Origin of the sequence: Tepidibacillus fermentans, assembly GCF_004342885.1 — a bacterium.
GTDB lineage: Bacteria > Bacillota > Bacilli > Tepidibacillales > Tepidibacillaceae > Tepidibacillus > Tepidibacillus fermentans.
Genome location: NZ_SMAB01000017.1, coordinates 35,029 through 48,409, shown reverse-complemented (window position 1 = coordinate 48,409; position 13,381 = coordinate 35,029). Strand labels below are relative to the sequence as shown.

Sequence of the window (13,381 nt, the reverse complement as noted above, 5' to 3'; positions counted from 1 at the left end):
TAAATGTATTTGCCTGCTAAAGCATACATTTACGATAGAACGCCTTCTCTTTTTTTGCTAGTATTTTCTACCAATCTCCTCGAGAAATATTTTACTCATATCATTTTTTATATAAGATTTGATTCTGGTATTACCCTTGAACTTCACAATTTATTCATTTTTTTGTTGACATAAATACTTTTCCTTAGTAACCTGTTAAATAGGAGAAAGGAATTGTATAGTGTTGAAATGTAGATAGAGGTGCGGTGCTTAAGAGTAAAGTTATTCATCATGGCAATTGGAATAACTTAAAAGGAAGTACTGCCGAAGTGTATGATTTTCGCCAAAAAATCATACGCTGGGTCTGTGCAGAATATGTACAGAACTGTCACAAACGTCAAGTTTGTGGAGCGCTATCGATGGTCAAGAGTTTTTATTCCTTTTTAACTAGAGGATTAGAACCTTGAAGCATTGTTGGTGCTTCAAGGTTTTTTGTTTTCTCAAAAATGAAGGAGGCTACTTATGAGACAAAAATTTCAAATCTTACTCTTTAGTATGTTATTTTTTATCAGTGGCTCGATACCTGTTTTTGCAGAAGAAGCGGATCAAGCTGCAAAAAATGCTAGTATATATGGTTTTTGGACACTCATTCCACCTTTAATTGCAATTATTCTCGCATTTATTACGAAGAATGTTGTGTTATCATTATTTCTTGGTGTTTTTTCTGGCGCATTTCTCCTCCAATTAAGCGCACATAATGCATTTATGTCGCTCATTCAGGCATTATTACAAGTTGTCCAATATATCCTTAATTCACTTGCAGATCCTTGGAACGCCGGGATTATCTTGCAAGTATTAGCAATTGGTGGACTCATTGGTCTTGTAACCAAAATGGGTGGTGCTAAGGCTGTTGCTGAATCGTTAGCAAAACGAGCAAAAACTCCAAGGAGTGCGCAAATTATTACATGGCTGATGGGAATCTTAGTTTTCTTTGATGATTATGCGAATTCCCTGATTGTTGGTCCAATCATGCGACCTGTTACTGATAAACTAAAAATATCGAGAGAAAAACTCGCTTTTATTGTTGATGCAACTGCAGCTCCAATTGCTGGAATCATGATTGTTTCCACTTGGATCGGATATGAAGTAGGTCTAATTAAAGATGCCTATTCCTCTATCGGTCAAACGGTTAACGCATATGGAGTATTCATTGATACCATTCCTTTCCGTTTTTATAATATTTTAATTTTAGTATTCATACTCGCAATTGCATTAATGATGAGAGACTTTGGTTCGATGTATCAAGCAGAATATCGTGCCAGAACAACAGGAAAAGTTCTTGCCGATACAGCGAAACCAATGGCTGTCGATGACAAAGATAATCAACCAAAAGAAGGCATTCAATTAAGTATTTGGACAGCAATTATACCGATCGGTTTATTAATGATTCTCTCATTTGTTGGTTTTTACTATAATGGTTATATGGCAATTGTAGATGGTGAAGATAAGGAACTGATTCAATTTATTCAATCCCATCCATTCTCTTTAAAAACCATTCGTGAAACATTCGGTGCTTCAGACGCAAGTGTTGTATTATTCCAAGCCGCTTTATTCTCTAGTATCGTAGCCATTATTATGGGTGTTGCGAAACGAATCTTCACGGTTGGTGAAGCGATTGAAACTTGGATCAATGGAATGAAATCTTTACTGATTACCGGAGTCATCTTACTTCTCGCTTGGTCCTTAAGTAGTACAATGAAAGAATTAGGAACTGCAAAATATCTAGTTGGTTTACTCTCTGATAAGTTACCGGCGTTTATCTTACCATCGATTATCTTTATACTGGGAGCAATTATTTCCTTTGCGACAGGTACATCTTATGGTACGATGGGAATACTCATGCCACTTACCATTCCATTAGCTGCAGCATTATCACCTGATCCTAAATTCATTATCATGAGTGCTGGGGCTGTGTTAACAGGTGCAATCTTTGGTGATCATGCTTCACCAATTTCAGATACCACAATTCTTTCTTCGATGGGAGCAGGTAGTGACCATTTGGATCATGTGAGAACACAATTAGACTATGCACTCCCTGTTGCATTTATCACCGTCCTATTTGGGTATTTACCAGTAGGACTAGGGGTATCCGTATGGATCGCATTGCCAATTGCAATCCTAGCAATTTTCTTACTTGTAAGATTCGTTGGTAAACCTCTAGAAACGAATGAAAGTACAGTCCCTTATCCATTAAGAGAAGCAAAAAACGCTGAGTAATTAACTCAGCGTTTTTCTATTACACAATAAAACCCATCCGTTCTTTCACTTCTTTCATTTTGCGATTGGCGATGGAAGCTGCTCTTTCTGCACCTTCTTTCAAAATTTCAATTAATTCATCAGATTTGACTAATTCATAATAACGTTCCTGAATGGGTTTAAGTCCTTGAATAATCACTTCTGCCAAGTCTTTTTTTAAAGCTCCATACCCCTTCCCAGCATACATCTGTTCAATCTCTTCAATACTTTTTTCTGCAAACAAAGAGTAGATAGTTAGGAGATTGCTAATCGCCGGTTGTTCTTCAGGATTATAACGGATGGTATTAAGAGAATCTGTTACAGCCCGAGAAATTTTCTTCTGAATCACATCCGGTTCATCCAATATCGAGATAAAAGCTCCTTGATTTTCATCGCTTTTGCTCATTTTCTTCGTTGGATCTTGTAAACTCATGATTCGACCGCCAACTTTTGGGATATATGGCTCTGGCAAGACAAATGTTTCTCCATATTTATGATTGAATCGTTCTGCAAGATCCCTTGTTAATTCTAAATGTTGCTTTTGATCTTCTCCTACAGGTACGAGATCAGCATCATATAATAGAATATCAGCGGCCATTAGTGCAGGATAGGTAAAAAGCCCTGCAGTAAAATTCTCCTTCTTCGCAGATTTATCTTTAAATTGGGTCATTCGCCCGTACTCACCAAAGTAACCAACACATTGCATAATCCATCCTAACTCTGTATGAGCAGGTACATGAGATTGAACAAATAATGTAGATTTATTTGGATCAATACCCGATGCAAGATATAATGCAGCTAATTTTAACGTATTTTCCTTTAATTCTTTTGGATCTTGAGGAACGGTAATAGCGTGCATATCGACAATACAAAAGATACTCTCTGTTTCATCCTGAAGTTTTACGAAATTTTTCATCGCCCCAAGGTAATTTCCTATTGTCATCACTCCACTAGGCTGTATCCCAGAAAAAACTCGTTTCATTTCTCTTTCTCTCCTATCTAACCTTTTTTCATTTACATTTCAGTTTATATGATTTTTTCCAATGTTGCAATTGATCGTGCTATAATGTTATCAAAAAAGGGGCCCATTTAAATAAAAGGGGGATTCTAAGTGCGCAATTCAGATCGCTTCTTGATCGCATTTAATTCCATTGAGAAAATTTTAAGAAAACATGCTCCTTATGATCATTATGTACCCTTCTCACGTTTAATTGGATATGTCAAAAAATATAACCCAATTGTCATGAAATACTATGATGACTTAAAAGAATTTAGCGACCTACGAAATGCAATTGTCCATGATTCGATTGATGTGAATTATGCAATCGCGGAACCTCATGATCAAGTCGTTCAACTGATTGAGAAGATTGAACAAGAATTAAGGCAACCGATGAAAGTCGTTCCTTTATTCCAAAAAAAAGTGACCACGTTTCAATCGACTCATACATTAAAAGACATTTTACGTGCAATTAACACGTTTTCTTATTCGAAGTTTCCAATCTATGATAAGCAAAAATTTCTTGGCCTATTAACGAAAGACGGGATTACCAATTGGATCGCGAAACACGTCGATAAAGAACCCTTATCTTTTTCAAATGTTTATCTAAAAGATGTACTAACACATGAAAAGAAAAAAGATGAAAATTATCGCTTCATTCATCAAGAAATGAACATTTACGATATTAAAGATATCTTTCGCAAGAATGTCGAAGAAGGTACCTATCGGATTGATGCGTTATTGATTACAGAACATGGAGATCATAAAGAACCTTTGCTTGGTATCATTACCTTATGGGATATGATGCATTTGCAATGATCCCTATCAATTCTTACACCGAGAATATGGAGATCTTTTTGGCCTTGATGTTGTGACTTTAACCACTCATTTTCTTTAACGGAAATTGAGTGATTTTTTTCCATTCATTTTGTATGCTATTTAATGCTTCTCAAGAATTTAAAGAAGCTTTTTCTTGTAATACTCTTGTGCGGAAAAATATTTAAAATTAGAGTTTTAAAAAGTATAATTGTAACAAGGATAGACAGATAATAGCTGCTTTTTCTTACCAAAGGAAAAACAAGGGGAATGTTCATAGGATTTGATAGATTAACAAAGATGTGAGCAGGTCGTAAGTTTGAAGATAAACAAAAGAGGCGAAATCATGGAAGAAATGCTCAAAAAACTTCTAGATGAACTTGCGGATATGAAGGCTAACATGGCTACAAAGTCAGAAATACAAGATATAAAATCTAACATGGTCACAAAGTCAGAATTACAAGATATGAAGGCTAACATGGCTACAAAGTCAGAAATACAAGATATAAAATCTAACGTGAACAACCGCTTTGATATTATTGAAACTAAATTAGCTCAGTTACAGGTTGATGTAAGTGAAGTCAAAGCCACTGTTCGACGCATAGAAGAAAGCCATCAGGAAGACGTTCATGCCATGTTACAAACAATTAACAATAAACTAGATCAACGAGATGCGGAAATTCAAGTGCTTAACAAACGCATTTTTAAGTTAGAATCAGAAGTAGAAAGAATGACAAGTTTATAATAAATGATATATCTTGACACGAAGGTTAGCAATTGGTTTGCAAACCTTTTTTATTTTCACTTGATGTTACTTCCATATTCAGTTTATCTAATAAAAAAACAACCACAAACCCTTGTGGTTGTTGCCTTTTTAAGTATTGGCGGGAGTGGATAGGAATCGAACCTACCAGCGACATCACGTGCCGCCCACTCGGTTTTGAAGTTTGATAAGTACTTTTTCAATATATACATAAGTTTTTTAAAAACCTTTACGTTACTGATTTTTTCTATTTTATATTTCTTAGTTAACTTGTATTTTTCAATCATTTGCAACCATTTCGGTTGCAATTTTGGTTGCATTGGCGTTTCTTTTTTTTCGAAAAATGTCGAAAAGAAATTTTGAAAATGTCTTGTATTTTAGACACAAAGTGTATATAATAAAATCAGAAGGTTAAATACAAGACAGGAGGAGTAAACAATGAACAAAAAAGAGATCATGAAAAAAGCAGTTGCTTTAGCGAAAACAATGATTGGTGATTGGGTAGCTCGCATGGCTCTAGCGCTTAAAACAGTATGGGCAGAGGTGAAAAAGATGAGAGAAAAAGTGTTACCAACTTTAAAAGGGACAGAAAAACAGGTTGCGTGGGCTAATGATGTTCGCGCTAAGTTAGTTCCGATCGTAGAGAAAGCAGTTGATATGTTCGTTTCTAAATTAGAAAAAGCGGAATTTTTCGAGAAAAAAGACGATGCTTATCGCGCGAAAAAGAAAGAAGAAATTCTTGCGGCGCTCGATGAATTTATGAATAAAGACCGCGCAGATTATTGGATTCATTTTACGCAGACGAACGTAATCCACCGCGGAAGAATCGATGAGGAATGCTTGTTGTATATGTTCTCCTATCAGTTTTTAAGTGGGCGTTTACAATCAGCATTTGATCGTATGCGTTCCAAATTATACTTATAATCTTTATCTCCTCCTGTCAAAAATAACGAAAGGGGAAATTAAAATGGCAATGTTATTATTTAAAGAAGAGTGTTTAGGTAAAGATGCAGCATTTGAGGAAGCGATTGAAAAAGTTTTCCAAATGATTGAAGGAGCGTACGAATGGCATTTAGATTCTTTAGACTTTATTTACCCTCTCGAGCGTAGAGAGGTCAGTCTAACGAACGAAAAAGGAAAACACGCAGGAAGAGTTATGATCGAAATCCATCCAGCAGATGATGAAGGTTTTTACATTGTCGAGGTGTACCTTATTGACGGTACCATCTCTCCAATCGTATCTGTTTATACGGCTCGAGAAGCGGAGAAAATATGGGGTTTGGGACAGAATACGGTAACGAAATGGATCGAGCGGGGAAAGTTTAAAATAAGCGAAGCACGGAAAAGTGGTGGCACGTGGTTAGTTACCCACAAAGGGATGGAACGTGTAGCTGGTCGTCTAGATAATTCGTGGATGAAGGAGATTGTTGAAAATTATGTAAATGGATTGAAAATATCTGTTGATAAAGCGGACATGTTTTATGCGTGCGATTACATTGATGAGATTGAAGATATACTAGATGAAAAAGAAATTGAGTACACAGACATAGAAAAAGAAAAAATAAAACGCTTAATTATAAGCGAATTATTTGAAGAATACGGTGAGCATAACGTGTTTTACGGTTCTTATGAACATAAAATTTTTATCAATGATAAAGCCGAAACCATTTACGCTCAACTAGTAATTAGAAAATAGTGATACAAAATTGATACATTTGGTTATTTTGTAAAGAAGCATAATGCTAAAATTATAAAAAATTACTTTAAAACAAAAAAAAGCCCCTAACCGATTGGCCAGGGGCTTACTACTTTTACTCTTGTACTACAAAAACATTGTAACCTTTTGCTTTCAATTCAGCAGCTAGACGATCGGCATTTGCTTTCTCTGCAAAAACTCCTACTTGTACTTTATATAATAGTTTGTTTGAAGTTTTTGACTTCGATTCCACAGGCTTCACTTGTAATCCTAATCCTTTCGCTAATCCTCTACCGTGTGCCTCTGCCAATCCTCGCAAGAATTTATCATCTTTAAGTAACCCAGCTTCTCTTGAGTTATCGATGAACAGATTCTCCGTTAAGATAGCTGGCATTTTTGTCTCACGAACGACAGAAAAGTTAGAACGTTTCTTTCCTCTGTCTGTGATGTTAAATTGTTTCAAATAAGACATGACTTCACCGTGTATGACATTCTGCATGGCTATTGTCTTAGCACTCACCGTTCCATTATAGATGTGCGACTCAAACCCTTGTCCACCACCTGCATTGACATGAAGGCTAATGAAGTAATCAGCTTTCCAATTGTTTGCAATATTATCACGTTGAGATAATTCAACAAATACATCCGCTTCACGTGTCATTTTGACTTCACAAACATAATTCTTGATTAAGAAGTCACGTAACATTGTGGCAAGTTTAAGTGTTATATTTTTCTCTTGAATACCATTTCCAACGGCTCCTGGATCATTCCCACCGTGTCCAGCGTCGATAAAAATTTTACTCATTGCTTCTATCCCCTTTCTGTTTCAAAACTTCTACTGCATTTTTTAATACTTCAGGCAATGGCAAGCCTGTCCTACCGATGTTCTCAAAGATCGATAAAAGTTCGTTAGCTAAATAAAAGAAAATTGTTGCGTCTCGAATGAAATGAGCGTCACCAAGCGTCTGATCTACAAGATGTGCGATAGCAATCAGGACGAAAATATATACTTTTCGTGCGATTCCAATCAAACCAATTGAACTTTTCAGTTTGCTCTCAATGCTTGCTGCGATCACGCCGGTGATATAGTCGATGATTACAAAAGAGAGTAAAACACCAAGCAATGCCGACCACCCACCATAAAAATAAGAGGCTGTGGCCCCAAAAAATGATATTGCTGTTTTAAGAAATACATCTAATCGTTCCATATGAATCCTCCTTTTTTATTATGAATATAAAAAAGCTACCCAAATTGGGCAGCTTATCTACATTAATAAAAAACACCAATAAAAACACCTATTTTTTAGGTGTCACCATATTATCTTGCTCAATTATTGGATTCTGAAAAATTCTTATAATCTCATTCATAGCTTCAATTTCCTTAAATCCAGTTACTGGCACTCGATTTAAAAATACCATTATATTGTTGATCTGATTCTCGTTAAATTCAAATTTTGCCATTATTACCCCTCCATCCACATCTTATCTATCTTATCCCATTTCGGTTTTTTAGATTTTTTGGAGGTTTTACTTTGATGTGCTTCTTTCCATTAAACCGATCTTCTGGGATTACGGCATCTATAAGATATTCTCCTGTCATTTCGTCAATTTCAGCCACTTCAATTCGTTTCTTTTCGTTGTACCATTTTATCAAGATGAAACACCTCCATCAATGATGTCAAGGTTATAGTAGTATTTTCCTTCTTCTCCAACACGTGTACCTATGATAAAAACATCTACAACTTTATCAACGTCAGTGCTTTTTATGACGAAATAGTCAGGTGCTTGTTCTACTATTTCGATTCCGTTTTTATTAAAGAAAAGTGAATATCCATTGATAGTTTTGTAGAAGACTGAATCCAGATAAACTTTTGTTCCTGTCGTTGACACATTAATCCCTTGCATTAGGTCACTGATCAACGTTCGCGGACTGTCGATAGGCGACATACCGTAGTTTTTTCCGTCAATTACGATAGACCCACCAGACTTAGTCCCATCAGACCTAAATGTATGTTTTGCTTCACCACCAATGTAGAACACAACCTGCGATCCATCTTGATAGATATAGTTTGATGCATCCCGTCTCCAACGAGCATTACCGCCACCATAATCTACCGAAGTTGACCCGAAATAGACGATAGAGTTATAAGCGTTCAACCTGACACTGCCGACATCAGCGGAAAGATATATATCGCTATTTGATGAACTACCTGCACCTATCCATCCTTGACGTGTAGCTCCATCACTTTCGTAAAATGCAAAATAAGATACATTTGCATTCCCAGTATTGTTGCCTTTTATGCCAGAGCCATTAGGCATAAATGTTTTTACTTGATTATAAATTACTCCTGTATTGTAATAACCTAAATATAAAGAACCGCCAGCTGCATTAAGCGTAATATTACCGTTTGCGTGGTCTTTTAAGATCGGGCCGTTGTTATATTTGCTTGTAATTTGCTTACCAGAAGCTAAATAATAATCGCCATCTGCTTCAATGTACTCCAAGCTGTGTATGTGTCCAGTTGTGTATAACATTCCAGCATCAATTTTTACTTGTGTTAATGATGTAACCGTTCCGCCAATCCTATCAGTGAATCCAAGGTACACTTCAAAGTCATCTCCAGACCCTAGTCGACTAGCGCCTATCGTATACATTGTGCTAGTCCCTACACTATTAGGTACTTTTACTGTAATTGCACCCATGCCGAGCCCATCATTTTGCCCGCCTTGTCCGTCAATAAATAGGTTTGCTGTTTTAATGTCACCACTATAAACGCCAGTGACCGAATCAATTGTTATTGATTTTAGCGTTCCTGTTGTAATATTTGATGCGTTTAAGTTGACAACATTTACTTTTGAGGCATCAAGTGTGCCTGTTGTAATAGACGAAGCATCAATATATCCATCCAATACTTTCAATCCATAATTTGATGAAATTTTATTTAGGCTGCCATCAAATTCCAATTTGTATGTTGTATATTCATCAGCAATTAATGGCGTATTGCTCGCATACGCAGCCGCTATTTCTGCATCAGTTCTAGCACGTCTGGAAATGCGAAGGTCGTCGATGAGGGAGTTTAATGATTTACCTATCATAAACGATGATGTAGTAATATTAAATGTTCCTGTGTAAGATTTACTAGCAACCATTTGCCCATTTAAATAAAGTTTCTTTGTTTGCCCATCCCAAGTAACTACTAAATAAACCCATGTATTTAAATATTGAGATGGTACATCGTAAATAAGCACATCAGAATTGATATTACTTGTATAGATTGAAATACGTGGTATGCCTGCAGATTTAAATGGCAGCCATATGCGACCACCCCAGCCAGAATCAGTACCAACAAGTATATCGCCGTCTCTAGGAATATTAGGTAACACGCACCAGCACTCCACCGTCCCCTCCTGCGGATTCAATACCCCCGTCGTTGGGATAGTCATGGTCTCGGCGGAGCGGGTAGCTTGCGTCGTGGTGTCGTTGGCAAAGATGATTGATGTTGGGTAGGATTTTTGTTCTAACTGAGCATCATCAATCCAAATAGTACCAAGTGCATTTGCAACATTGACTTGGAAAGATATATCAAATCTAACTTTTGCAGTGTTTGCGGGAGTAACTCCTGATACATATAATCGTTGCCAACCTGATGTATTTCCTGTTGGTGATGTTGTACTCATGAAAGTAGATATTACCGCACCTGTGCTGTCAAATGCAGTACCGGCAACTCCTATTTTTACATCTACTCCAGAAATCTGATAATAAATGGAATGAGTAATATTAACAGAAGCACCGACAGCGACATCTTGATACAATGAGCATTGCCCACCAGTCGTACCAGAAGAATTTGCTGTTATCTCTATTTTTTGCGACTTCAACCCAGATGACCGATAAATAGTAGTATCAATAGAATAAACTGCAGTTACACCAGTTTTTACCCAGTTACTCCACCCATCCGCCACACCAGTCGTTCCCGTGTACACCTCAAAGCTGGCGTTCTTGAGTAAGTTCTGCGTCCCCTCTTCCACCATGATTGCCTTGCCGAATTTGCCTGTCTCGAATCGTGGTGTGTTTGTTACGACTTGTGTGCCATCTTGTTTGTATGCGATACTACTTCTACTAAATGTAGCATCACTAACGCCAGTATCATAATTATATCTCCCAAGTGTTACACCTAAAGTTTTGTCATCTCGTTTTAGATTTATGTTCCCTGTATATCCATTTAATTCAATTTTGTCATTTCCTACATTTACTATAGATGAATCAATAACACCTGAAGTTATTTTGTCTGCTGACAAATCTGATATTTTTGCATTTGTTATTGAACCATCTTTAATATTGACTGTATCAACTTGAGCAGCGCCTATTTTAGCACTTGTTATTGACGCATCCTCAATTTTAACTGTAGTGATTGAACCATCACCAATTTTCGCAGTAGTTATAGCACCATCTGCAATGATAGCACTACCTGCTGTGATGGTATTTGCCGCAATATTGTTTGCAGTTATAGTATTAGACGCTATTTTATCACCTGTAATCGTACCAGCAACGATTTTATCGGCTGTAATAGCATTCGCGGCAATTACTCGATTGTCTACTGCTCCACTTGAGATTTTAGGATTTGTAATTGCCCCATCTGTAATACCAGCCGAATAAACACCGTTGTGGTCATATAAAACAGTCGCTCCATCTGCGCTTCTAACTCTTAAACCGTAAACGGTACCATCACCATTTACATCACCTAACGAAACACGCTCGACGGGTGTTTGTTGATTGTCGAACACTTGTAGACGGTTGCCACTAATACGTAATTTTCCGTTCGCACCTTGCACAGTTACTTGTCCAGTATCAATAGTCCCGGACGTTATTTTAGTTGCTGTTAAACTAACAATTTTTGCATCCGTGATACTACCATCTGCAATTTGTGCTGTTTGTACTGCACCTGTTCCTATCAAAGCTGTTGTAATAGCACCATTTTGAATTTTAGCTGTAGATATTGAAGCGTCTGCAATTTTGGCGTTATCAATAGCTGCATTCGCAATTTTTGCATTGGTTATCGCACTATCTTGTATGTTTGCAGTACCTACAGCTAAAGAAGCAATCTTTGCATTGTCTATACTTGCATTGCATTCGCAATTTTTGCATTGGTTATCGCACTATCTTGTATGTTTGCAGTACCTACAGCTAAAGAAGCAATCTTTGCATTGTCTATACTTGCATTCGCAATTTTTGCATTGGTTATCGCACTATCTTGTATGTTTGCAGTACCTACAGCTAAAGAAGCAATCTTTGCATTGTCTATACTTGCATTCGCAATTTTTGCGTTTGTTACTGCTAAATCATTAATCATCGCTGTATCTACTTTTAGATTGTCTATTCTAGCGTTTACTGCATTTAAATCTTCAATATCGGCTTTGTTAATTAGTGCTTGATTGATCAATACTTGTTCATGAACTACCCTTTCAATCTTTTGTGAAATAGTTCCTGCAGTGTTGAAGGCATTTTTGTTTTCTGTCTCCCCAATAGTCTCAATTTCAGATGTAAGTCCACCGGAGTATTTTAAGAAATGACGCATAACTGGAATGTAAAAGGTTTGGTTGTCGGTGGTGGTTATCTCGACTTTATCTCCGCACTCAATTGCTGGATTGCCCTGCCACTTTAATTTCGCCGGATAATAAGAAAAGCCATTAAGCTTGTTGTAAATATCAGTTAGTATCTGGTCTGTAACCCAGGGATTTTCAAAGACTACTTCGCTACCTCCAGCACTTATTGTTCCCTTGCTTAAAGTGGTGTCCCCAATAATTGCTGTGACTTTGTCTATCCTGAATAGATTATCCTTTGTCTTATTAAAATCAATGTAATTGTCTCCGGTAATTGTTTCCGACACCGTCGAAGCATAGCTTCGTATTTCTAATTTCCCATCCCGGTTAAACTTTGCAAAGCCACCACACAGGGAAGCTACATAACCGATTACTTCCCGGAAAGTGTAGCCTTCTAACTTTGATATAGTATAGTTTGGTAGCGTCCCGACAAATTGTATCCCAGTCTTAGTGCATATTTCGTTTACTACATCCGTTAAAGTTGCCGGGTAAGTTAATCCACTAATATATTGTTGCTCCAGCTTTACCATGCCATCATAGCACGTTAACTTTGCTATGTTTTTATTCCATGTTACCTTATCGACATAAAATACTCCCAATGGTACATACTCTATTGTTCCAGCCATATCTAAGCCAAGATATGGCTTAATAGTGGCAGTTTCAAAGACTTCATTGACGTTTACCAAGAAAATATTAAGCGTGGCGGCTGCGTTCGTTCCTATTTCAAAAGCACTGTCGGGATTGCTGGTGTCTTCGTAAGCCAAATCAACGATATTATCCTCATAGTAGGTATTATTATTGATTTGCACCTTTGCTTTTATCGTTCTTCCTGACTGCTTTATTGTATCCTTAAAAGCCTGCGATACATTGTACATTCCCTCTCACCTACTTCTCAATAAAGCTTAAACTTAATCCCTGCCAGGTATAGTTCCCAGAGCTATCTTTTTTAAGTATCGGTGCGGATCTATCACCCACATAGAAGGTTTTAGTAATTACCGCTCCGGCCATTGGGTCTGGGTATTCAACTGTAAAAAATTCAGCGCTGGTTGCTTGAAGAATTGCAGAAATGTTGGCCATTGTTAAAGGTGGCCACTCGCATTTTAACTTCCTTTTCGTCGCTATTCTATCCCGGATAAGCTCACCTTTCGCGTTCCGGTTACTTTCGCCATCAATGTCGTAAATATTCACCTCAAAAGTCGAAGGAGTGGCAATAGCCACCCCATTAATCTTCAGCATA

At 37.1% G+C, this 13,381-nt stretch carries 14 protein-coding genes and 1 riboswitch; of the genes, 5 read left to right on the top strand and 9 right to left on the bottom strand.

Features of this window, described 5'->3' with window-relative positions:
- Positions 1 to 227: 227 nt before the first annotated feature.
- Positions 228 to 403, top strand: a riboswitch (Lysine riboswitch).
- 98 nt (positions 404 to 501) lie between these two features.
- Complete coding sequence (locus EDD72_RS09895; protein WP_132769854.1) at positions 502 to 2,256, top strand: Na+/H+ antiporter NhaC family protein; 1,755 nt, start codon at positions 502 to 504, stop codon at positions 2,254 to 2,256.
- Positions 2,257 to 2,275: 19 nt separating this feature from the next.
- On the opposite strand, the gene trpS is transcribed toward EDD72_RS09895, so the two are convergent.
- Positions 2,276 to 3,256, bottom strand: a complete 981-nt coding sequence (trpS, locus tag EDD72_RS09890; protein ID WP_132769852.1) for a tryptophan--tRNA ligase — start codon at positions 3,254 to 3,256, stop codon at positions 2,276 to 2,278.
- A 129-nt stretch (positions 3,257 to 3,385) separates the two neighbouring features.
- Here trpS and EDD72_RS09885 point away from each other — a divergent pair, with 129 nt between their 5' ends.
- Together EDD72_RS09885 and EDD72_RS09880 are read left to right on the top strand one after the other, a co-directional pair.
- The gene (locus tag EDD72_RS09885; protein ID WP_132769850.1) at positions 3,386 to 4,090 is read left to right on the top strand and encodes a CBS domain-containing protein; all 705 of its coding nucleotides are present in this window, start codon (positions 3,386 to 3,388) and stop codon (positions 4,088 to 4,090) included.
- 343 nt (positions 4,091 to 4,433) lie between these two features.
- Positions 4,434 to 4,832: a hypothetical protein gene (locus tag EDD72_RS09880; protein WP_132769849.1), complete on the top strand. Its 399-nt coding sequence runs from the start codon at positions 4,434 to 4,436 to the stop codon at positions 4,830 to 4,832.
- Positions 4,833 to 4,857: 25 nt separating this feature from the next.
- Here EDD72_RS09880 and EDD72_RS12615 read toward each other — a convergent pair whose 3' ends face one another.
- The gene (locus EDD72_RS12615) at positions 4,858 to 5,007 is read right to left on the bottom strand and encodes a hypothetical protein (RefSeq protein ID WP_165895047.1); all 150 of its coding nucleotides are present in this window, start codon (positions 5,005 to 5,007) and stop codon (positions 4,858 to 4,860) included.
- Between the two features lie 281 nt (positions 5,008 to 5,288).
- On the opposite strand from EDD72_RS12615, the gene EDD72_RS09875 reads away from it, so the two are divergent.
- Together EDD72_RS09875 and EDD72_RS12870 are read left to right on the top strand one after the other, a co-directional pair.
- On the top strand, positions 5,289 to 5,774 hold the full coding sequence (locus tag EDD72_RS09875; RefSeq protein ID WP_132769848.1) for a hypothetical protein: 486 nt from the start codon (positions 5,289 to 5,291) through the stop codon (positions 5,772 to 5,774).
- 43 nt (positions 5,775 to 5,817) lie between these two features.
- Entirely contained in the window at positions 5,818 to 6,546 is a 729-nt protein-coding gene (locus EDD72_RS12870) for a helix-turn-helix domain-containing protein (RefSeq protein ID WP_243643821.1), read from the top strand.
- A 115-nt stretch (positions 6,547 to 6,661) separates the two neighbouring features.
- Here EDD72_RS12870 and EDD72_RS09865 read toward each other — a convergent pair whose 3' ends face one another.
- The 7 genes from EDD72_RS09865 to EDD72_RS09845 all read right to left on the bottom strand — a co-directional run bounded on the left by EDD72_RS09865 (position 6,662) and on the right by EDD72_RS09845 (position 13,380).
- A complete protein-coding gene (locus EDD72_RS09865) occupies positions 6,662 to 7,351 on the bottom strand; it encodes an N-acetylmuramoyl-L-alanine amidase (protein WP_132769846.1) in 690 nt (229 codons plus the stop codon).
- Entirely contained in the window at positions 7,344 to 7,754 is a 411-nt protein-coding gene (locus EDD72_RS09860) for a phage holin family protein (RefSeq protein ID WP_132769844.1), read from the bottom strand. The genes EDD72_RS09865 and EDD72_RS09860 overlap by 8 nt, the downstream gene beginning before the upstream one ends.
- 88 nt (positions 7,755 to 7,842) lie before the next feature.
- Entirely contained in the window at positions 7,843 to 8,007 is a 165-nt protein-coding gene (locus EDD72_RS12610) for a hypothetical protein (protein ID WP_165895046.1), read from the bottom strand.
- A gap of 25 nt (positions 8,008 to 8,032) precedes the next feature.
- Positions 8,033 to 8,200, bottom strand: coding sequence for a hypothetical protein (locus tag EDD72_RS12605; protein ID WP_165895045.1), 168 nt, complete (start codon positions 8,198 to 8,200; stop codon positions 8,033 to 8,035).
- A complete protein-coding gene (locus tag EDD72_RS09855) occupies positions 8,197 to 11,499 on the bottom strand; it encodes a LamG domain-containing protein (protein ID WP_132769842.1) in 3,303 nt (1,100 codons plus the stop codon). Before EDD72_RS09855 ends, EDD72_RS12605 begins: the two co-directional genes overlap by 4 nt.
- A gap of 158 nt (positions 11,500 to 11,657) precedes the next feature.
- Positions 11,658 to 13,019, bottom strand: coding sequence for a hypothetical protein (locus EDD72_RS09850; RefSeq protein ID WP_132769840.1), 1,362 nt, complete (start codon positions 13,017 to 13,019; stop codon positions 11,658 to 11,660).
- A gap of 10 nt (positions 13,020 to 13,029) precedes the next feature.
- Entirely contained in the window at positions 13,030 to 13,380 is a 351-nt protein-coding gene (locus tag EDD72_RS09845) for a DUF6711 family protein (protein ID WP_132769838.1), read from the bottom strand.
- Position 13,381: the final 1 nt, after the last annotated feature.